The organism is Methanobacterium aggregans (assembly GCF_017874455.1).
Taxonomy (GTDB): Archaea; Methanobacteriota; Methanobacteria; order Methanobacteriales; family Methanobacteriaceae; genus Methanobacterium_C; species Methanobacterium_C aggregans.
This window is the reverse complement of record NZ_JAGGLN010000004.1, coordinates 162,395-182,589: the sequence shown is the minus strand read 5'-3', so window position 1 is coordinate 182,589 and position 20,195 is coordinate 162,395. Positions and strand designations below refer to the sequence as shown.

The following is a 20,195-nucleotide window of genomic DNA, read 5'->3' as shown; positions in this document are numbered from 1 at the left end:
TCAAAATTCTGAAAAACTGCCCTTACTTTTTTTTGGTCTTAAATTTTTTTATTTTTTTCAATTTTTCAGTTAATATAATTTTAGATTTAAATTTATTCCCTCTAGAATCCGCATTAAACAGGTTATTAAGAATATTTATTTAAAAAAAATAAAAAAATAGAGAATATGTTGTTTTTAATTACTCCTCAGGGAATGCAGATGCATAGAGCCAAGCTATGGCTCTTGAGAGGAATATGTTGTAGTAAGGATACACGGTTAAAGCTGCTATTATGCCTCCAATAATCGGAATTATGCCAATTATGCCTCCTATGAAGGATACAACAAATCCAATCAATATCACAACCACGTACCACACTATGAGATCAACCCATCCAATTTGGGATATCAAACCAATTATTTCACTGAATCTGAATGCAGCACCCAGTTCTTCGTTGTAGGCCATGTTGGCAATTGCAACGTAGAGTACTGGTGTTATAATAAGCAAGTAAAGCATTGCAACGATCATACCAACGAATCCGATTCCAGTGAACATTCCAAGTGCAGTTGTTGGAGACATCCCCGCACTTTGCATTGCCGTGATGGAGCTTAGGGATCCCCATATTGCTATCATTGAAACTGCTAGGATCACTATTGCAGGTAGGCTGTAGACAATCCCAACCAAAAAAACTTTAATTCCATCCACTATCATATCCACCCATTCATCAAACTCTGGAAGATCTTCCAGACCAGCTAAGGATGCTTTTAAAACCCTTAAGAAGTATCCAAGTGCTACGAATAATGGGATGATTAAAAAACTGAAAAGGATCATAACCCCAAGTATAAGAACCTTCTTCCAATTCGAAGAGGGATACTTAATTGAGTCTGTCATAACGTTTCCAACGTCCATTTTCTTTTACCTCCTGTGTTTTAATATGAATCTTTTATGAAGATATTACCATAAATAGATTTTGAATTTTAAGCCCTGAAAAATTTGTTTACAGAACTAAAAAGTATCGTGATCCTTTTTTTAAATTAAAATGATTCATATTTCATTAAAACGTAAAAAATGAGTCTTTATAAATTATAATACTAATTTTAAAAGTTATTCTGGATTTAATCAAGAGTTAAAAAATAAAAAAATAGAAAGAAAAGATCAGATATTATTCTATGGCTTCTTCAGTTGATGCGAATAATAATGCTATTGCACGGGAGCTGAACATTGTGATGTATGGAACGATTATCAGTGGCAGTAAGATGAAACCTATTAGGATTAACATTGTGAGCCAGCCTATTAGGAATGCTATGAATCCTATTACTGCGATGACGATGTAGGTTGCAATGTATTTTCCCCATCCAATCTGAGCTATGCGGTCGAGAATTTCACTGAATCTGAACGCAGCTCCAAGTTCTCCGTTGTAGTAAGCCATGTTGACAATTGCCATGATCTCCACGAGGCCTACAATCAATGCAACAATAATGAAAACTATGCTACTTCCTAGAACTGCCCACATCATAGTTGGATCTAAGCTTGTAGTGGTTGTTCCCATTCCAGTCCCTGTGATCAATCCAATGATGGTTGCTATTATCCATACTGGAATTGCGTAAACAATACCCACAACCAGTATCTTCAAACCATCAACGAACATCTCTCCAATTTCATCAAATTCAGGAAGTTCGTCCATTCCAGCAAGGGTTGCTTTTATTATTCTAAATACGTATCCGTAGACTAAAAATATTGGAACTATTAAAATAGATGCTATACATATTACTCCCAGAATAAGCACCTTTCCCCAGTTTGAGGATGGGTACTTAATGGAGTCAGATATTATATCACTAATATTCATTTTTTTCACCTCAATTTTTCAAACATTTTTTTAAAAAATTTTAACAAAGAATTGGGGTTTTTGTTATCCTGCGTATTCCAGAGCTACAGACCTTGAAAGGAACATGTAGATGTAGGGCATTACAACGAGATCAAATATCAGAGTTCCGAGTATTGGAGTTATAATGCTGAATATGCCGGTTATAATTCCTCCAATAATGCTCAGTATGATGAATAATACTATCATAACGATGTACCAGATTATAAGGTTTCCCCAACCTATTTCAGATATTTTGGCCATGATTTCGCTGAATCTGAATGCTGCTTTGAATTCGTCCTGATACGCCATGTTGGTTATTGCAATTGCAATTATTGGAGTGATTATGAGCATGTACAAAAGTGCAATTATTCCTCCAATTCCTGCACCTGCTGCAAGACCTAGTAATGCTGCAGGATCTGATAAACTGGTGCTTCCAAGAAGGGTTAATGCTGCCAGTGCTATTGAAATTATTATGATTAAAATAGCAGGTATTGCATAGATTATTCCAACTACATCTGCTTTAATACCATCTATGAACATCTCTTTCCAGTCCTCCATTGCAGGAATCTCTGCAATATTGGCTAAGGATGCTTTTATAATCCTTATCATGTAACCGGATACTAAGATGCTGAATATGAGTCCGATGATTCCTAATACTATTATCACTGCTGAATTCGTTGTACCGAGCATTCTTGCAAGTTCAGAAATACTACTTAAAATCACAACAACTCCCAAGATTAAAAGTTTTTGCCAATCAGAAAGTGGGTACCGAAGGGCATCGGATACGAGTTCTCCTATCTCCATTTTTTTCACCTCCATTTTGATCAATATGTATAATATGAAATTATTTTTATATAAAATAGAGAGTATAAATCGCAAGTAGCAAACTTTAATATATATGAAGTAAAAAGAAAAATCTTCATTTTAGAGAATATCCTTCTCTTCATTCTAACACCATTTCATGTTTCAATGACTGAAGCAAAAAGTATGTTTGGATAGTTGAACATTGAAATTACTCTGGATATAGACATAACTACAAATAGAAAATAAAACAAAAAGTAAGAAAAGTTTCACCATAATTGTGAATTTTCCGAAAAGGAAACAAAAAGGATAAGGAAAGCATATAAAAAGAAAAATAGAACAAAAAAAAGATAAAAACTTCCATAAGGGATGGAAATAAAAAAATAAACCATAAAAAGAAAAATAATAAAAAGAATAAATCCATGGTCCGATATAAGGATTCATAAAACTTTACAAGGTGAAGTAATGAAATGGTACGTAATTTTATTGGTAATTCTCATATTCTTTGGGGGTTACCTTTATATTTCAAGCGAAGCTGGTGATGTAACTCCTCTAGGAAGATTGGCATTTGTAAAACTTGCAAATCCCGATATGTACCCTGGGCATCAGCATTCAGAACTTTTAGCTCAGTACGCGCAGGATCGAGGTTCTAAGTGTGCTATTGTTGCGCATTACAAGGGGACTTCTAGATATTTGAGTTACAATGAAAATGGAGTTTACATAATTGAAATGGCATTTGAATCATCACCATCAACGACTATAGACTGGGGTCAAGTACTGCAGTACTTCCTCTTTGGGGTTCCAGATGATGAATGGAAGATCATGGTAAACGGTAAGGAGTTCGACAACTACGATGATGCATGGGCTGAGGTGATGAGAGAAGCAGAAGCCCATGGTCAACAGGGTCCGATACCCATGGTATGGCACGGAACTGCAAGGGCTGGAAGTGCAATAATCAATCCAGGCTGTGGTTTCCCACTCTATTACTACGTATGCTGGAAACAGTACGGAAGGTTTGCAGCCTACTACTACGTACTTTCAGGGGAAATATTCCCATACCTCAACAGCCCCTACAGAAACTTCGAGCTGCAGCATGCATCGGAGCTCCAGTACTACTACACCCACAACATGCTGAATTATGAATGAAGAACGTGTTTTTAGAGTTAGGGTACAGGATCCCTTTCCCTAATCAAACACTACTTTTTTTAAAGAACTTTTTTAAATATTTAAATCTTTTACATGTACTATTTACAAAAAATTACATGAGAACGTATTTTAAAAATAATCAAAAAAATATAAAAAATAGGAGATAATACTGGGCTTTGATAGGTTCAAATCAGGGATTTAATCTGAACCTTCAACAGAATCTTTAACATTCAAAACAATTCTTTTAAGTTCAGAAACATCAGCATCAGTTTTTATTCCTACTGGACTGAAATGAGTCCTTGAAACGAAGTAACCCTCTTCTTGAAGTTTTTCCAGAACGTCCATAAGGGGTGGGGAACTTATCTTCAGATTCTTACAGACCTTGTGGATGTCGTAGTAACCTATGGGGGCTTCAGCTTCCTTATAGCATGTTTCAAAGAGTTTAAGAACTTCATTTTCTTTATTCAACTTCAATTCATCCAGAGATTCAATCATCTTCCCTGTGAAATCCCTGTTGATTATGGCACCACACCAGAGTGGACCTCCAACCCGGAGTTTACCTCCACATTCAGGACATTCCTCTGGAATTTGTGGGGTCAAACCCTTGAAAACAGTTCTTTTAAGACATTTATCGCAGTGTGTTATGTAACCAAGATTTTTAAGGGACTCATCGGTATTCTTAGCACCTTTACCCACTGTTGCATAGATCCTCATGTAGTGCTCGGTACTGTGGGAGAAACGGACCTCAATGAACTTCTTGTACTTGGCGAAGGTTCTGGCCATGAAACCTGCAAGTATCCTTATTCCGTTCTCATGACAGTAATCAGTTTTCAATGGCATTGCACCATATTTACGAATACAGGGTTCGGTGTAGGTACCGCAAAGGGCAGAAGTATCTGTTGCAGTGGCACAGATCATTCCTCCAGCCCTTAAACTGGCTGCAGCAGATTCAAGGTAGGGTGAGGGTGTTCCGAAGGGGTCGATGTCCACAACATCAAATTTTCCCTTGCACCTGCGAAGCATGATGTTGGCATCTTCCCTGTAGACTTTTACATTTTCTGTTTCGTTTTCTTCAATGTTTTTCTCTGCAAATTGAACTGCAAGGGGGTTTAAATCAGTTATAACAACATTCTGAACCTTTTCTATTTCTTTGGAGTATCTTATGCCACGTATTCCAGTACCTCCAAAGGAGTCGCAGATACTGATAAAGTCAGCATCCTGGCTGAAAACAGTTATTGCTGCAATTGAAATGTCCCTGTTAAGTTCCATAACTGGATTATAAAATACAGGGGCTTTTGCTGATACTTTATCGAAATGAGGCACTTTTATCGTGACTTTTCCTTCGTGAATGGTTTTTTCATCTATATGTGTTTCATCCATCTTCCTGAACCACCGGTAACAAGATTTAATTATTTGTTATTGAACATTACTAATTGAACATGAGCTTACATAATGAATTTCACTGGTCATGCTGAACCTTACAACCTACATTATGTTACTCATTCAATTATAAACTGGAGGAATTAAATGCACAACCCATTTCTAGATAATGGATCACAGGGTAAAAATAACTGGTGGAGATACCTTTTAACCATAACTATATCATGGGGTGGGGCGATACTTGCCACAGGAATATTGGTAGCAGTTTTAATGATAATATATTATGTTTACGGGGCTTCAAATGCTTATCAGCTTGATTTAACATCCATAACCTCAAATTCAATGTTCTTCCTGTTCATAGTCTTCATTGCCTATGGAATATCATTTTTACTTTTTTACATCTGTGTACGGTTCATGCACAAGAAAAAATTCACATCCCTTATAAATACCACTGGAAAAATGGACTGGATGAAGATTTTAAAGGGTGCAGGTATCTGGACAGCTCTAATAGTAGCCCTAACTTTCACACCCCTTCTGATGACAACAGGTATTCAGGGTTACCAGATAACCTTCAACCCAAAAACCTTCGGCGTACTTCTCATTCTAAGTGTCCTTGCATTTCCAATACAGGCATCATTTGAGGAACTCTTTTTCAGGGGATACCTTATGCAGGCTTTTGGTCTTCTTTCCAAAAAACCTGTTATTCCATTGGTTACAACATCCATTGTATTTGCTTCAGTGCATTTTTTCAACGGAACAGACCTTCAGATGAGTGTGATGATGGTTTTAGGTACCTTCATAGTTGGTTTAATGTTGGGGATCATAGTTCTCGGTGAAAACAGGTTGGAAACAGCTATGGGGATTCACATAGCAAATAACATGTTCGTTGCAGTTGTCTATAACTCAACGGATTCAGGACTCGGCAACCTACCCTCAGTAATCACTGTACAGCAATCAGATGCTGTTACAGGAACCATTGGAATTTTAATCGCTGCAGTGCTAATGATAACCATCCTATTTTGGAACAAAAAAACAGAGCTTCTTAACATATTCAAATGGAAGGATTCTAATCCATGAACCATTTTATTGAGGATTGCCAATATTTATATAAAATCCCATCATAACCTTTGAATGGTGAAACCATACCAGAACTTGGGAGTTTCAGATAAATATGAAAACAGGTTCAAAGGACGGATTCAAACCCACATTTTTTACTAATAGTTATTTGCAGATGATCCGCACATATAAAATGTTTTTAATGTAAATAAATGTTATAAAATGATTTTTAAGGTTTATACAAATTTATATAAAAAATTTGGTTTTAAATTGATTAAAAAGACAGATAATAAGGTGAAAATAGTGATACCAATTGCCAAGCCGCTTATCGGTGATGAAGAAATAGAAGAAGTTGTCAAGGTTTTAAAGTCAGGGTTCATTGCCCAGGGCCCGAAGGTTGCAGAATTTGAAGAAAAATTTGCAGAGTACATTGGAGTGAAACATGCAGTTGCAACAAGCTCAGGAACAACAGCACTCCACACAGCACTCCTTGCTCTAGGTATAAAAGCTGGAGATGAGGTAATAACCACACCATTCACATTCGCAGCAACCTCAAACTCCATACTCTACGTGGGTGCAAAACCAGTTTTTGTGGATGTAAACCCAGAAACCTACAACCTGGACCCTGAAAAGATATCTGAAGCCATAACAGACAAAACAAAAGCAATAATGCCGGTACACCTTTACGGACAGCCTGCAGACATGGATCCAATATGCGAAATAGCAGAGGAGAAGGATCTCAAAGTCATAGAAGATGCTGCACAGGCTCATGGAGCAATTTATAATGGTAAAATGGTTGGATCAATAGGAGATGCAGCTTGCTTCAGTTTTTACCCAACCAAGAACATGACCACAAGCGAGGGCGGAATGATAACAACTGATGATGATGGCATTGCAGATGCTTCACGGGCAATCCGGGCCCATGGTGAAAGCCAGCGCTACACTCATGTCATGCTTGGTTACAACTTCAGAATGACTGATATTGCAGCTGCAATAGGTCTTGTTCAGCTTAAAAAGCTCGATGAATTCAACAGTAAAAGAATTGAAAATGCTGCATACTTAACCAGCAGAATAGAAAAAATAGATGGGATAAAAGCACCTACAGTACCTGAAAATGTGAAGCACGTCTTCCACCAGTACACCATACGTGTTGATAAGGCTAAAAGGGATGATCTCATTGAATTCTTGAATGCAGAGGGAATTGGAACTGGTATACACTATCCAAAACCAATATACCAGCAGAAGATCTATCAGGACATGGGATTCAAGGTATCCTGTCCAGAAGCAGAAGAGGCAGCTTCAAGTGTAATCTCAATACCAGTACATCCCTCACTTGAAAAATCAGACCTTGAAAAAATAGTTTCAACCCTTGAAAAGGCTTCAGAAACCATCTTTTAGAATCAACTTCAAATTCTTTCATTTTTTCATTCATTTCATTTTTTGGATTTATCTACCAAAAGATATTATTTATTGATAAGTTATCAACCGCATTCAGAAATCTATTCCCAAAAACTAATTTATTCCCAAAACTAATCTACTTCCAAAAACCTTTTTCAAACTTATTAATCTCAAAAAAAACTTTTAAACCTATTTAGTCTACATCTGCATTTACTTCATATATTTTAATGAAGTATCAAAGCAGATTACAGAACTTGATGCTTATAACTGAGTTTAAAGGTGATTTTGACCCTATTTAAGTCTCTTCTCAACTGAGGACACTTTATCTTTGAGGCTGCGATTAACATCTCTTCTATCGTCTATTTTCACGCTTGTTGTAACTCTCTCAGCACCTTCACGGAAAACAGCTTCGTGTGCAGCTTCAATTGCTTTAAAAAGTTCCTGGGGGTTTTCAGTTTCCATCAAAGTTCCCATTCCACTTAACTCATATTTTATTCCCACTTCCTTCAGGGCTGAAACTGCAGCAGCCACATAACGGCTTAAACTGGTCCCGGAGGTTCCTATGGGAATTATTGTAATTTCAGCAGATATCATACTTCTATTTATGTTCAGGTTTTCATATAATTTTTATGAAAGCACTGGATCCAGAAAGATTCACAGATTACATAGAAAACACTGCAAGAACTGTTGTTGAAATGTATGAACTAATAAAACCTGGAGAAATGGTTGTAGTTGGGCTTTCAGGTGGAAAGGACAGTATTTTAACCCTTAATCTACTTTCTAAATTCAGGGAAGATTTTAATTTTGAATTAAAAGCAGTTTCAATTGATGAAGGAATATCAGGATACCGTGCTGATGGTATAAAGGCCGCAAGAAAATTTGCATCGGACATGGATGTTGAGCTCATTGAAAAATCATTCAAGGAAGAATTTGACTTCACACTTGACGACATTGTAAACCAGTACAAAAGTGGATGCATTCCATGTGGGGTTTTCAGAAGGTACCTTCTAAACAAAACAGCCTTTGAAATGGGGGCTGATAAACTTGCAACTGGCCACAATTTGGACGATGAAATACAGTCATTCTTGATGAGTTTTGCAAGGGCAGATTTCAGAAGGTTCACCAAGTTCGGGCCAAAACTCGACAGGATACACCCCAAACTTGTTCCAAGGATAAAACCCCTTTGGAAAATTCCTGAAAGGGATGTTGGGATATGGGCGGTTATGAATGGGGTGGATGTGCACTTTGCAGAATGCCCATACTCCCACAGTTCCCTCAGGGCTAAGATGAAGAATTATTTGAACAACCTGGAATCCCGAAGGCAGGGAACAAAGCTTTCAATACTTCAGTCCTTTGATAAAAGTTTTGAATTCCCTAAAAAGCGGATAAAAATGGGTGAATGCACACGATGTGGAGAACCATCATCTCTGAGCATTTGCAAGGCATGTGAAATGATTGAAGAAATAAATAAAAGCAGATAATTTATAGAACACTATTATAATATGAATTAGGGTTTTATTTGACTAATTAAGTTATCATTAATCCTAATTAACTCCTTTAATTACCAGTAACTCGTTAATCCTAATTAACTGATCCTATTTAATGGTATTTTGGTCACTGTTCCGAATCCTTTACTTCTTCCCTCACGGAATATGAGTTTTTGACCTTCATGTATACAGCATGGCCTGTACTTAAATCTCATTCTTATCCGGCCGTTGTCTCCAGCTGAAAGGTATTCTTTATCAAGGGGCTTAAAAATAACAGTTTCTGCAATGGTTTCTATATGTGTTATACATTCGTAACCATTTTTTATGGTTGTTGGATGGACGAATATTGCAACTTCAGCTTCAAACTCTCTCACAGCCATTGCAGGATAGTTTTCATGACAAACAACCATTCCTCTCCTTATATCATCCATATCTGCTCCAGTTATTGAGATGCCCACCACTTCTCCGGATTCACCAGTTTCCTTTTTGTAGTGGTGCATTTCAATGGATTTTGCACTGATCTCCATGAATTCACCAGTTCCACTTGGTCCAAGAAGAATTTTATCTCCTTTTTTAACTTTTCCCTGCCGCACCGTGCCGCTTACAACTGTTCCAACACCAGTAACTGAATATATCCTATCTATGTACATCATAAACGGTTTTTTCAGATCTTCATCCTTTGAAGATATTTTCAACCTTAAAAAAAGTTCGTCCAGGAGTTTCAGACCATCACCTGTAACTGCTGAAACCTTTAAAACAGGTACGATGTGTTGGTTCATGTTTTCTGCAACGAAATCTGCATCTTCAAATGATTTTACCATGTAGGGAATTCTTCCAACCAGTTTCAGAAGCTTGAAAACTTCATTTTTAACTTCAAGAACTCTCTCGTCAGTTGCAGTGTCGATCTTGGTCACTGCAACGATCACAGGAACTTCCATTGCCAGTATAATTCCAAGATGTTCCTTTGTGATGTGTGTGGGTCCTTGGGATGCATCAACAACCAGAAGGCCGTAGTTGAGCTTCTGACCAACGATACCCCTTATTGTGGTTCGAAGCCAGGGTTCATGTCCAACAGTGTCCACGAATGAAACCACTTTCTCGCATTTTTCAACGATCTTGGATTTTTCCCTGTTGTTAAGTGGATTTTTAAGGCGTACAGGCTTTTCATTGCAGAATCCATAAACTGCAAATGAAAGGTCTGCAGAAAGTCCTCGTTCTATTTCATGTTTCTGAACGTCCAGGAATATTCTGGTTCCTCCGGAGCCAGTGTCAAGTGTTCCTGTGGTTAATGTCCCAACAAGTGTGCTTTTCCCATGGTCCACGTGTCCTGCAACCCCAACCAGCATATGCTCATTTTTTGGATCGTGGGATCTGCTGATCAGAACCTTTGCAACATCTCCATGTTCTGCTGGATGTTTTTCCATGTCTAAAACTTCAGCATCAACTTCCTCTGCCAGTGATTTCAGTACAAAAAGAGTTTCTTCAAAATCTTCTCTGGAGAGACCAATTAGATGTCCATCATCATGAACACCTATAAAATAAACTGCTTCACCATCTCCCAGCTCCATCCGATATTTCATCTGGCTTGCAAGCTGTTGTTTCCTTTCTTTTTTGAGATGATAATCTCTATTAAGGTTTTCCTTAAATTCTATGTTTTGCCTTTCGCCCTTTTTTGTAATATCGTAGATATTATCAGTCATGGGAACTCAGATTAGATTTTTTGGTTTTATTAGGGGGAATTTAATATTAATTTTTAAATTTTATCTGCTGTTGTGAAGACTGCGCCTCCATATTTTTCTTCCTGAAGCTTTCTGACCATTTCAGAGGCATCTTCCGCTGTTTCTGTTTTAGCAAATATTCTGCGTTCTTTAACCTTAAGGTTTTTACCGCAAACACATTTTTTACGTGCCGTACCCTCCTTAGCGTATATTGCACGGCCACAATCACATCTAAACACTAAATACATTAAGATCACTTCTCGTCTCAGTTACTTAGGTAGTAGTTGATCTTCATTTATATAATGTTCCATGGTAATGAGATATTTTTTTTAATTGAATAACCTTGTTTTTTTTGAATAATAAAAAGTTTTGAATAATAAAAAGCAATTAGCATTGACTATGTTCTTCAAAGTCCAATTATCTTGCTGAACAGGGGGTATATAACGTCTGGTATGGATATGAAGGTGCCTATGGAACATCCAATGTTGGCTCCAACCACAACGAGGAGCACCCTGAAAAGATTGTTCTGAAGAAGCTCCCTGAAACTCTCGCATTTGGTGATGTTGTGCATATCTTCCATTGAAACGTGTCTGAATTTGGCTTCAACTATTCCTGCAAACCATCCTGCAGCAAGAAGAGGGTGTATTGCAGTTACAGGTGCTACAAGAAATGCAGTTACTGCAGAGTATATCTTAGATCCTGCCAGAAGCGATCCAAGAAATGCAAGTCCTCCCGTAAGCATAACATACTGAAAAAGGCTTGTTTTAATGTTTATACCACTTAAAAATGCTCCTATGAATATCAGAATGAATATTGCAGGTATTGAGAAGAGTAAAACCTTTCCCAATGAGATTCTTGACTCCTTGAGTGTCATCAACTCTTGGAGAGGTGGAATGTTTGCTGGATGTTCCATGCACTCAACTATGCCCTCTTTATGTCCTGCTCCAACAACTGCAACAACATTCTCTGCATCAATATCCAGAAGTCTCTGGGCCATGTAGGCATTTCTTTCTGTGACCAGAACATGGTAAGCTTTAGGTGACATTTCCTTGAAGTACTCCATAACCTCTTCAAGCATGTCTCCCTCTTTTATACTCTCAACATCTTCTATTTCATCATCTTTAGCAAAAAATGAGGCTATAAATCCATAGAAAAATTTCATCTTTTCCCAGATGCTCATTTGGTTCATTGCCCTTTTGAGGGTTACCTGGATGTCCCTGTCTATAAGAGCTATTTTTGCACCAGTTTCTTCTGCAGCTTTTATGGCTGCCATCATTTCTGAACCTGGTTTAACCCCCAGATCATCCCCAATTTTTCGTTGGAAATATGATAAAAAACTGCTCACAAGAAAAAGTCCTAAATTATCTCCCTTAATAATTTCACGTATTGATGGGTCTTTTTTTGTTTCCCCTTTCTTCTCGGCCAGCATGTTGTAGTAACGATTTGGACAGAGTTCTATGGCCACAACATCTGGATTTTCGTTTATTATGGTGTCTCTGACTTCTTCAACACTTTTTTCTGATACATGTGCTGTACCTATTATTTTAAGGTTTTCTGGTGCCATTTGTTTCTCACTTTGATCTTTTAAATTCTGAAGAGTTTACACTATTAATTTTTATTAAAATGAGTTAAGTTGATTGAACCAAAAACTTTTCATCAACCAACACTATCAATACAATTGATCCAATATATATTATTATTTATGAATATTTAATTTCGTTTCATCATGGATTTTAAACTGAAGCTCTTGTATGGTTCATAAATTTCTCTTTATTTTCCCGTTTTTGTACATTGGGACGGTGTCGTATATGTTGTATTTCAGACAGAAGTCAACATCATCACCCAATCCCAGTTCATAAAGTCCTTGAGCTGATTTTGAAGTTTTAACTGCAATATTTACCCAATTTTTGTTCTGTGAAGCCATGACAGATGCAAGTGCCATTTCATCAAGGGCATGATCCTGCAAGTTGGATATTATTGCTCCAGCACCCAGAAAATCTTCAATTGCGAATCTTCCATTCACACCAGCCATAACAACATCGATATGGTTTTCTGCGATATCAAGAGCCTTTTTTGCAACGGATTCAGCATTTACAAAGGAACCTACCAGTGCTTTTGATTTCAGTCCTTCAAGTATCCGAGTTCCATTGGTGGTTGTGAGAACGAGAATTTCCCCTTTGAAATTTTGAATTTCAACTGGAGAATTTCCAGTGTCAAAACCTTTCACTGCTGCACCTCCCCTTTCTCCTGCTAGTACAGCACAGTACTTTGAGGCAAGTTTTTCCGCGTCTTCTATGTTTTTAACGGGTATTATGGTTTGAAAATTTTCAAGGGCAGTGATCATGGTGGTGCTGGCGCGTAGAGCATCAACCATTATTGTAACATCCTTAGAATTTGAATTCTCTAAACTTAAAGAAATCTTCATTTAAACACCAAAAATAGTAAAAAGTTTAAAAAAAAGTTTGATCTCTTGATAATTACTCGACTTTCTCGGCAAAGGCAAAACGTCTTCTTACAGAAGTTATTCTAACTTTGACCTCTTCCCCGACCTTAGTGTCCGGCACGAACACGACGAAACCTTCAACGCGAGTTATTCCATCGCCTTCTTTACCTACATCTTCAATTTTAACTTCGTATTCTTCCCCTTCTTTAATTGGAGCTGTACTTGGACTTTCATCTACCCTAAACAATTCCTTCACATCCTCAGACCAACTTAAAACAGTCTTTATACATATTTTTTTTTGTTTCACCAATTATATAAATATTTTGCAGAACACATGTTCTCAACAGAATCTCTTTCATGGGCTGGTTTTGATTTTATCTCAGTCCCACTAGATAATCAGAAAAGAGATTCCTAAATCCTTCCATTAAATAAATATATATTTCAGTTTCATAGTAAGCAATCAATAGATAAACCATAATCAGTTCATTCAAATCCAGATTTGAATTCGTTGTGATGATTTGAGGGATGAATCTGAATTGAACATTAAACACAAAACATAATAAAAGGAACTTTAATAAAACCTTAATCAATCAATGGATAGAATTGGGATAAAATAAATCCTTTTAAAACATCTAGGAATTTAAAACTTATTCAGAATACATGAGTTTAATCGAGGTTAAAGTTAAATGAAGATTGTTACGACTCCCATGTGTCAGGAGATACTTAGACTTGCAGGAGTTCAGGACTTTGAAGTCACGAAGCATCCAGATTCTACAGATGCAGATATTGCAGTTGTACTTTCAGAGACAGATACCAATATGAAATCTTTGAAGATCAAGGTGAACACATTTTCACAGATAAATGAAAGTTTAAAAGAAATTTCAAAGGTATTTGGAACAAAACCCCTTGTTAAGGATGTGGGCTGTGAATCTACGGCAGGCACTTCAGTGGATCCATCCGATAATGAAAACATGAAAGTTAAGGTATACTCAAACTTCTTAGGGGAAATTGTTGAAGATATGGGATTCATGACAGTATCTGTACATCAGGATTATTTGGTTTACCCAGATTATATGAAGGATGAACTGGTTGATGAAATAAGTACCATGGGAGATAGGGCTGTTGAACTACCCTCCCACAAAAATGCACCATTAAACCCTGTAGAAAGGGCTAAATTACGATACAACATCTTGGAGAAAAGATTATGTATGAAACTTTAACTTACACGGGTGGAATTCACAAGCACGAAGAAATGAACGAGCTTATAGAAGATCTGGGAGGTTTTATTCTTCAAGAAACCACGAGTCAGATGGATCTTGTCCTAACACTGGCCGTTCCAATTGAAGACGTGAAAATGGTTGAATCCAAGGCAAAGGAACTTCTTGGAAAGGTTAAAATAGCCCCAATGGCAGGTACAGAAATAGCCATAGTTGCCCCAACCCTTGCAAGGCAGCACCTTCCACACTCTGCCTGTGATATTTCGGAGTACCTGCGCCGTTACGGTGCAAAGGACAACATGATAGGACTCGCAAGGGGGGCTGGAAAGGAAATATCAAGAATATCTGAGGATGAAAAAAACCTCATAGCAGAGCATGACCTTGCAGTCTTCGCCCTTGGAAGCTTCAGGGAGTGCATAACCAACAAAACTCATCTATTTGATGATATAGACATACCAATAGTTGTAACAGGAGCTCCAGACCTTGATGTGTCTGAACTGCCCGGTGCAGATGCATATGTTGGAGGTCTTGGAAGGATACCTCGAAGACTCAAAAGGGGAGAAAACATAAGGGCCCTCAGAAAGCTTGTTGAGGTTGTTGAAGAAATTTTGGACAATAAACGAAGGGAAATGGCAGATGACCCACCAATAGTGCCCTCAATACTCGTTAAGACTGAGATAGAAAACCAGGTACCTGCAATACAAGAGGTTTACTCTCCAGTACCTGTTGTAAGTCAGCTTGATGGTGTAAGGGTCAAACTGGATTATGAAAAATTCCATGAGGATATTGCAGATGTTGTTGTAAGCGATTACAGACTTGGAGATATTTCAGAGATAAAAAAATCCTTCATGTACGATTACACAATGGTGAAACTCCTTCCAGAAACATCTATAATTTAATTCATCACTTAAATCGCCCATGATCTGAAAATGAACCTAAACTTTTTTATTTTTACAAGATTTTAAGAAATAGTCCAACCATCATCCAAATTATCAATATTGGGGTCTAAAATGAGAAGCATCTTCCAGTACATGGCATTCATATCAGTATTCTTTTTAGGGTTTCTGGCCTTGAACTACGGTATTTTTTATTCAATGGCCTTTCTATTAGGATTTTCCCATAATGCAACCTTCTACATTTTAATGGTCATAGCATCTATTTCCTACCCTGCAGCGGCATTAATTGAAAGAACTGTTTCAAATAATTTAACCCGTGTGTTCTACACAGCAGCCTCTGCATGGATGGGGATCTCATTTTATCTTATATCCTTTCTTGCGATCTATGGATTAACATCATTTTTCATTAAAATACCTCATGAAAAAGCAGGAATTATAATAGGTTTTCTGACAGCTGTTGTAAGTGTTTATTCCATATCAAAAAGTTCGGATTTAGAAATAAAAAGGGTTGAAATATCTTTAAATGGACTGAAGAACGATTTAAACGTGGTTCAACTCAGTGATATTCACATTGGTTCAATAAGAAATTCGGGTTATATGGAACGTATAGTTCATGAAACAAATAAATTGAATCCTGAAATGGTTTTTATAACTGGTGATATGGTTGATGGGAGTGCAAGACTTCATAAACATACATTTAAGTCAATAAACGATTTGAAAGCACCAGTATTTTTTGCAACAGGTAACCATGATTTTTATGAGGGAATGGATGAGATTTTTAGGGTTCTTGAGGGAATAAACCTCAGAATTCTCCGAAACGAATTGGTTGAATGTATGGGGATTCAAGTCATTGGTGTGGAATATTCTTACCAAACCAAAAATCTTGAAAAATCACTTTCGAAGATAGATATAAACCCTGAAAAACCTTCTGTACTCCTCTACCATATTCCAAGGGAAGTTGAAGCAGCAAATGATGCAGGAATAGAACTCCAGCTTTCAGGCCACACCCATGCAGGACAGATGATTCCCGTTAACCTTTTTGTTAAAATTATGTTTCCATATCTCAGAGGCCTTTACAGTTACAAAGACACTAAACTTTACGTTTCTCAGGGTACGGGGACATGGGGGCCTCCAATGAGGTTGGGATCGAGGTGTGAGATCACTTCCATTCATTTAAAACCAGCCAAACGGCCTTAAAATTATTATTTATTTTCATTTTTCTTTAATTTTTAATTTTTTTACTTTGAAGAGTATTTTAGGTATTAAATTCAGGCGTAAAATCACCTTAGACTTCTAATAGTTTTCAAATGATTTAATATGGAGTTTTTTGGAACCTTCATTTTTCCTGATCCTACTTTTTAGAAAACCTTTAAATAGAATTATGAATATATATTCATAACATGCCTAGGCCGAGAAGATCAAGACGAGTATTTGGTGAACCCCAGTTTCGATGCTTCAAACCAGAGGAAGGCACAGATGTTGAGCCGATTTTAATCACACTGGATGAATTTGAATCTGTAAGATTGAAGGATTATCAGAAAATCCAGCAGAAAAAAGCAGCCGAACTCATGGGGATATCACAGCCCACCTTCCACAGAACCCTTAGCTCCGCGCGGGAAAAAATAGCAAAGGCCATTGTGGAAGGTAAAATTATAAAAATTAAAGGAGGAATCTGTATGACAGACGAAAAAAGGTATAGATGCAGTAAATGTGGTTTTGAATGGCACAGTCCCACCAAGGAATATGATACCTGTCCTGACTGTGGCTCTGAAGAAATAGTAGCCCTCAAAAGTGAAGAAGTTCAGAACCTGGGACAGCCTGGAATGGGGATGAGAAGATCCTTTGGAGGCCCCGGAAGAATGGCAGGACCGCCAAGGGTTTGTAAATGTACCAAATGTGGATATGAAACCGAAAAAACTCCAGGAATACCATGCAGGGAAAATAAATGTCCTAAATGTGGAGCACCACTCTGTGGTGCTGATTGAAATATAAAAAAAATATTGAGATGATTCAAAAATTCAATGGGAGATGTTCAAAATTAAAAATCTATGTTTTCCAACAGAAGATGAAAAAGGGTTAAATTCACCAATTTGTCCCCATTTTGGTAAAACCCCCTACTTAACAATTCTTAAAATTGAAGATGATATTGTAATGGACTTAGAAGCCTTTGAAACTCATGGAAGACATTCTGGTGGTCATGCAACTGCTGCAGAAGTCATACTGGTCAACGATGGAGATATAGTGGTTTGTGGGAATCTAGGAGCTAAAGCTGTTGAAATGCTCAGTAATGGAGGTGTTCAGGTATTTTCGGGAGCTACTGGAACTGTGAATCAAGCTTTTCAACAGTGGAAAAATGGAGATCTGAAGCCAGGATCACTTGAACCATGCACAGCAAGTCATGATTAAACTTAATTGAAAGTTTAAATTAAAAAAAACCATAATTAACTAATAAGGAATAATAATTTTAATAACAAAATGGATTTAATGGACATGAATTATTAAAGAAGGATTCAACATGGTAAAAAATCTCAGTGAAGAAGAAAAACAGAAATTGGCAGTTATGGAACAGGAAATTAAGATCACCAAGAACATGGGCCGGATCAAACATAAGGTTGCAGTTATGAGTGGTAAGGGTGGTGTGGGAAAATCCACAGTATCTGCCAGTCTTGCATCCGCCTTTGCAGGGAGCAAGTTTAAAACAGGCATACTGGATTCGGACCTCCACGGACCCAACATACCGCAGATGTTTGGAATGGGAATATCAGAACTTCAATGCACTGAAGAAGGTATAAAACCCCTTGAAACAGATGATGGTGTTAAGGTGATGTCAACTGAGATACTTCTACCCTCCAACGAACCCCTCATATGGAGGGGACCCAAAAAAACAGGTGCAATAAGGCAGTTCCTGTCAGATGTTCTATGGGGTGATCTGGATGTTTTAGTAATTGATTGTCCTCCAGGAACCGGTGACGAGCCTTTAACTGTTTTGCAGTCCATTCCTTCCCTTGATGGTGTTATTGTGGTCACAACTCCCCATTCAGTGGCCCTGGATGATGTGGAACGATCCATTAAGATGGTTCAGGCACTAAAGATCCCTGTGATCGGTATTGTGGAGAACATGTCAATCTTCAAATGTCCCCACTGCAGCGAAGAAATCCACATATTTGGAAAGGATGGTGGAAAAAAATTAGCAGAAGAACTGAACATACCCCTCCTTGGAACCTTACCTCTCTATCAAAATGAAGATGAAGGAGGACTCAAAAATCCGGAATTCCTTGAGAATTTTTCCAAAATCGTTGATAAAATAGTTGAAGTCCTTGAGAACTAAGGATTTCAAAAAGAATTCAAATCCTTTCCACATTTTCTCATTTTTTTATATTTTTTTATTTAACATTAAAATTAATATTAAACAAATTTTTGCACGATCTGGATCATTAGAAAAAATTATACCTTAAAAAAATTAATTTATAAAAATTATTTTAACTATTCATAATCCTTTTATTAAGGGTGTAACAGTTTTTATATGTTCTCCCTGAGATTTTACTTCATCTAACAGGGCTTTGAATAGATTTTCAGTCATGGGCACAGGCATGCTCCTGAAAACGAAGGAATCCATCATGAGCTTAAGGGCCCGCTCCTCTGCAAGACTCAAACCCTGTCTTTTGTACTCTTCAGCATCCTGAAAAAGAGCGTTTTTTTCATCTGGAAGTTTCTTTATTTCCTCTGCAAGAACTGTTCCAGGTAGGGGTTCAGCTATGCTCACGAAGTAATCATCCAACATCAGTTCATCTGAAAGGTCAACTGTTGCCTGGAAATCCTCTTCTTCCTCACCAGGATATCCTACTATAAATGAACCTGCAATTTTAAGTCCCTCCTTCCTGGCCAATTCAACAGCTTCACGTACATCATCCAGCTTTATTCCCTTCTTCATACTCCTGAGAATGCGGGGACTTCCAGATTCTATTCCGAAGTAAACCCAGCCGTTTGTGTAGTTACGAAGGGCCTCTAAAATATCTGGACTTATAAGATCCACCCTTATATCAGGTATTGTAAGATTTTTAGGGCGTGTTAAACTGCTTATATCCTTTAAAAGGTGGGTGAAAGCATGTTCATCAAGGTTTCGGAATTTATTGCTGCCATAAAGTGTTCCAGTACCACCACTCACTGCAATTCTTTTTGCGCCTGCCTTTAAGAATGCCTTGACCTCATTTATAACATCTTCATGGGGTCGGCTTCGGACTTCCCTTCCAAAAAAACAGGGAACCTGACAGAATGCACAGCTTCCAGGACAGCCCCTGTGGGTTTCAATGTAAACGTTGGCCCCTCTTATGTCTTCTGAAGAAATATCATGAGGTATGAATGGTAAAGGCCGTTTCATTGAAACTCTTTCACCATGATCTGTTTGTTGAATATTTCCAGCATCCTCAAATGCCAGGCCTTTCACAAGGCGCAATTTTTCAACGTTAAAACCATCTTCGAGTGCAGCCATAAGTTTAAGAATATTTCCTTCAGCTTCTCCAACCATAACAATATCAACAGACAAATTTTGGAAAACAAGCTCAGGAACTCTGCTCACAGGACCCCCAACGACTTTCATTGCCTTTATATTCTCCACGTCATGTTTGTACTTAAGGAGGTGTATCGTGGAGTGAAAGCTTAAAAAAACAATATCTGCATGGATGGGTTGGCTGAAACCCTTTTTTAATGTTACATCATAACCTGCTTCCTTTAAAATTCCAGCAATTAACATGGCACCATAATTGTAGAATTCAGGTGTCAGAACAGTTATTTTAAGCTTTTTTTTATTCATTT

The 20,195-nt window shown here is 37.5% G+C and carries 21 protein-coding genes; 10 read left to right on the top strand and 11 right to left on the bottom strand.

Features of this window, described 5'->3' with window-relative positions; all coding sequences use genetic code 11:
* Window positions 1-178: 178 nt before the first annotated feature.
* The 3 genes from J2756_RS07585 to J2756_RS07575 form a co-directional block, all read right to left on the bottom strand.
* Entirely contained in the window at window positions 179-886 is a 708-nt protein-coding gene (locus J2756_RS07585) for a DUF4013 domain-containing protein (RefSeq protein ID WP_209584265.1), read from the bottom strand.
* Window positions 887-1,139: 253 nt separating this feature from the next.
* Window positions 1,140-1,823, bottom strand: a complete 684-nt coding sequence (locus J2756_RS07580; RefSeq protein WP_209584263.1) for a DUF4013 domain-containing protein — start codon at window positions 1,821-1,823, stop codon at window positions 1,140-1,142.
* 63 nt (window positions 1,824-1,886) lie between these two features.
* Window positions 1,887-2,645, bottom strand: coding sequence for a DUF4013 domain-containing protein (locus tag J2756_RS07575; protein ID WP_209584261.1), 759 nt, complete (start codon window positions 2,643-2,645; stop codon window positions 1,887-1,889).
* A gap of 462 nt (window positions 2,646-3,107) precedes the next feature.
* On the opposite strand from J2756_RS07575, the gene J2756_RS07570 reads away from it, so the two are divergent.
* Window positions 3,108-3,788, top strand: a complete 681-nt coding sequence (locus tag J2756_RS07570; RefSeq protein ID WP_209584259.1) for a hypothetical protein — start codon at window positions 3,108-3,110, stop codon at window positions 3,786-3,788.
* A gap of 198 nt (window positions 3,789-3,986) precedes the next feature.
* On the opposite strand, the gene J2756_RS07565 is transcribed toward J2756_RS07570, so the two are convergent.
* Window positions 3,987-5,168: a tRNA (guanine(10)-N(2))-dimethyltransferase gene (locus J2756_RS07565; RefSeq protein ID WP_209584257.1), complete on the bottom strand. Its 1,182-nt coding sequence runs from the start codon at window positions 5,166-5,168 to the stop codon at window positions 3,987-3,989.
* Window positions 5,169-5,315: 147 nt separating this feature from the next.
* Here J2756_RS07565 and J2756_RS07560 point away from each other — a divergent pair, with 147 nt between their 5' ends.
* Together J2756_RS07560 and J2756_RS07555 are read left to right on the top strand one after the other, a co-directional pair.
* Window positions 5,316-6,245 carry a CPBP family intramembrane glutamic endopeptidase gene (locus J2756_RS07560; RefSeq protein ID WP_209584255.1) on the top strand — a complete coding sequence of 310 codons (930 nt, stop codon included), beginning with the start codon at window positions 5,316-5,318 and terminating at the stop codon, window positions 6,243-6,245.
* A 282-nt stretch (window positions 6,246-6,527) separates the two neighbouring features.
* A complete protein-coding gene (locus J2756_RS07555) occupies window positions 6,528-7,622 on the top strand; it encodes a DegT/DnrJ/EryC1/StrS family aminotransferase (protein ID WP_342593120.1) in 1,095 nt (364 codons plus the stop codon).
* 291 nt (window positions 7,623-7,913) lie between these two features.
* Here the strand turns inward: J2756_RS07555 and J2756_RS07550 are convergent, their stop codons facing one another.
* Window positions 7,914-8,216, bottom strand: a complete 303-nt coding sequence (locus J2756_RS07550; RefSeq protein ID WP_209584251.1) for an MTH1187 family thiamine-binding protein — start codon at window positions 8,214-8,216, stop codon at window positions 7,914-7,916.
* 35 nt (window positions 8,217-8,251) lie between these two features.
* Between J2756_RS07550 and J2756_RS07545 the strand changes: the two genes are divergently transcribed.
* The gene (locus J2756_RS07545) at window positions 8,252-9,103 is read left to right on the top strand and encodes a TIGR00269 family protein (protein WP_209584250.1); all 852 of its coding nucleotides are present in this window, start codon (window positions 8,252-8,254) and stop codon (window positions 9,101-9,103) included.
* 104 nt (window positions 9,104-9,207) lie between these two features.
* Here J2756_RS07545 and J2756_RS07540 read toward each other — a convergent pair whose 3' ends face one another.
* The 5 genes from J2756_RS07540 to J2756_RS07520 all read right to left on the bottom strand — a co-directional run bounded on the left by J2756_RS07540 (window position 9,208) and on the right by J2756_RS07520 (window position 13,517).
* Window positions 9,208-10,809, bottom strand: a complete 1,602-nt coding sequence (locus J2756_RS07540) for a GTPBP1 family GTP-binding protein (RefSeq protein WP_209584249.1) — start codon at window positions 10,807-10,809, stop codon at window positions 9,208-9,210.
* A 53-nt stretch (window positions 10,810-10,862) separates the two neighbouring features.
* Window positions 10,863-11,075: a DUF1922 domain-containing protein gene (locus J2756_RS07535; protein ID WP_209584248.1), complete on the bottom strand. Its 213-nt coding sequence runs from the start codon at window positions 11,073-11,075 to the stop codon at window positions 10,863-10,865.
* A gap of 158 nt (window positions 11,076-11,233) precedes the next feature.
* Window positions 11,234-12,391, bottom strand: a complete 1,158-nt coding sequence (locus tag J2756_RS07530) for a TraB/GumN family protein (RefSeq protein WP_209584247.1) — start codon at window positions 12,389-12,391, stop codon at window positions 11,234-11,236.
* 192 nt (window positions 12,392-12,583) lie between these two features.
* Window positions 12,584-13,252, bottom strand: a complete 669-nt coding sequence (gene comB, locus J2756_RS07525; RefSeq protein WP_209584246.1) for a 2-phosphosulfolactate phosphatase — start codon at window positions 13,250-13,252, stop codon at window positions 12,584-12,586.
* 52 nt (window positions 13,253-13,304) lie between these two features.
* Entirely contained in the window at window positions 13,305-13,517 is a 213-nt protein-coding gene (locus tag J2756_RS07520; RefSeq protein ID WP_209584245.1) for a TRAM domain-containing protein, read from the bottom strand.
* Window positions 13,518-13,956: 439 nt separating this feature from the next.
* Here J2756_RS07520 and J2756_RS07515 point away from each other — a divergent pair, with 439 nt between their 5' ends.
* The 6 genes from J2756_RS07515 (at window position 13,957) to J2756_RS07490 (ending at window position 18,711) form a co-directional block, all read left to right on the top strand.
* The gene (locus tag J2756_RS07515; RefSeq protein ID WP_209584244.1) at window positions 13,957-14,490 is read left to right on the top strand and encodes a hypothetical protein; all 534 of its coding nucleotides are present in this window, start codon (window positions 13,957-13,959) and stop codon (window positions 14,488-14,490) included.
* Window positions 14,475-15,386, top strand: a complete 912-nt coding sequence (locus J2756_RS07510; protein ID WP_209584242.1) for a methanogenesis marker 7 protein — start codon at window positions 14,475-14,477, stop codon at window positions 15,384-15,386. Before J2756_RS07515 ends, J2756_RS07510 begins: the two co-directional genes overlap by 16 nt.
* A 111-nt stretch (window positions 15,387-15,497) precedes the next feature.
* On the top strand, window positions 15,498-16,580 hold the full coding sequence (locus J2756_RS07505) for a metallophosphoesterase (RefSeq protein WP_209584241.1): 1,083 nt from the start codon (window positions 15,498-15,500) through the stop codon (window positions 16,578-16,580).
* Window positions 16,581-16,783: 203 nt separating this feature from the next.
* The gene (locus J2756_RS07500) at window positions 16,784-17,368 is read left to right on the top strand and encodes a DUF134 domain-containing protein (RefSeq protein WP_209584239.1); all 585 of its coding nucleotides are present in this window, start codon (window positions 16,784-16,786) and stop codon (window positions 17,366-17,368) included.
* A gap of 43 nt (window positions 17,369-17,411) precedes the next feature.
* Window positions 17,412-17,789 (top strand): NifB/NifX family molybdenum-iron cluster-binding protein, encoded by a 378-nt coding sequence (locus tag J2756_RS07495; RefSeq protein ID WP_209584237.1) that lies wholly within the window; start codon window positions 17,412-17,414, stop codon window positions 17,787-17,789.
* Window positions 17,790-17,898: 109 nt separating this feature from the next.
* Window positions 17,899-18,711 carry an Mrp/NBP35 family ATP-binding protein gene (locus J2756_RS07490; RefSeq protein ID WP_209584235.1) on the top strand — a complete coding sequence of 271 codons (813 nt, stop codon included), beginning with the start codon at window positions 17,899-17,901 and terminating at the stop codon, window positions 18,709-18,711.
* A 159-nt stretch (window positions 18,712-18,870) separates the two neighbouring features.
* Here the strand turns inward: J2756_RS07490 and J2756_RS07485 are convergent, their stop codons facing one another.
* A complete protein-coding gene (locus tag J2756_RS07485) occupies window positions 18,871-20,193 on the bottom strand; it encodes a methyl-coenzyme M reductase glutamine C-methyltransferase (protein ID WP_209584232.1) in 1,323 nt (440 codons plus the stop codon).
* Window positions 20,194-20,195: the final 2 nt, after the last annotated feature.

Bases quoted from the DNA above. Each gene is read 5' to 3' on its own strand.
- J2756_RS07585 (WP_209584265.1), bottom strand. From the start codon at position 886: ATGGACGTTGGAAACGTTATGACAGACTCAATTAAGTATCCCTCTTCG.
- J2756_RS07580 (WP_209584263.1), bottom strand. From the start codon at position 1,823: ATGAATATTAGTGATATAATATCTGACTCCATTAAGTACCCATCCTCA.
- J2756_RS07575 (WP_209584261.1), bottom strand. From the start codon at position 2,645: ATGGAGATAGGAGAACTCGTATCCGATGCCCTTCGGTACCCACTTTCT.
- J2756_RS07570 (WP_209584259.1), top strand. From the start codon at position 3,108: ATGAAATGGTACGTAATTTTATTGGTAATTCTCATATTCTTTGGGGGT.
- J2756_RS07565 (WP_209584257.1), bottom strand. From the start codon at position 5,168: ATGGATGAAACACATATAGATGAAAAAACCATTCACGAAGGAAAAGTC.
- J2756_RS07560 (WP_209584255.1), top strand. From the start codon at position 5,316: ATGCACAACCCATTTCTAGATAATGGATCACAGGGTAAAAATAACTGG.
- J2756_RS07550 (WP_209584251.1), bottom strand. From the start codon at position 8,216: ATGATATCTGCTGAAATTACAATAATTCCCATAGGAACCTCCGGGACC.
- J2756_RS07545 (WP_209584250.1), top strand. From the start codon at position 8,252: ATGAAAGCACTGGATCCAGAAAGATTCACAGATTACATAGAAAACACT.
- J2756_RS07540 (WP_209584249.1), bottom strand. From the start codon at position 10,809: ATGACTGATAATATCTACGATATTACAAAAAAGGGCGAAAGGCAAAAC.
- J2756_RS07535 (WP_209584248.1), bottom strand. From the start codon at position 11,075: ATGTATTTAGTGTTTAGATGTGATTGTGGCCGTGCAATATACGCTAAG.
- J2756_RS07530 (WP_209584247.1), bottom strand. From the start codon at position 12,391: ATGGCACCAGAAAACCTTAAAATAATAGGTACAGCACATGTATCAGAA.
- comB (WP_209584246.1), bottom strand. From the start codon at position 13,252: ATGAAGATTTCTTTAAGTTTAGAGAATTCAAATTCTAAGGATGTTACA.
- J2756_RS07515 (WP_209584244.1), top strand. From the start codon at position 13,957: ATGAAGATTGTTACGACTCCCATGTGTCAGGAGATACTTAGACTTGCA.
- J2756_RS07510 (WP_209584242.1), top strand. From the start codon at position 14,475: ATGTATGAAACTTTAACTTACACGGGTGGAATTCACAAGCACGAAGAA.
- J2756_RS07505 (WP_209584241.1), top strand. From the start codon at position 15,498: ATGAGAAGCATCTTCCAGTACATGGCATTCATATCAGTATTCTTTTTA.
- J2756_RS07500 (WP_209584239.1), top strand. From the start codon at position 16,784: ATGCCTAGGCCGAGAAGATCAAGACGAGTATTTGGTGAACCCCAGTTT.
- J2756_RS07495 (WP_209584237.1), top strand. From the start codon at position 17,412: ATGTTCAAAATTAAAAATCTATGTTTTCCAACAGAAGATGAAAAAGGG.
- J2756_RS07490 (WP_209584235.1), top strand. From the start codon at position 17,899: ATGGTAAAAAATCTCAGTGAAGAAGAAAAACAGAAATTGGCAGTTATG.
- J2756_RS07485 (WP_209584232.1), bottom strand. From the start codon at position 20,193: ATGAATAAAAAAAAGCTTAAAATAACTGTTCTGACACCTGAATTCTAC.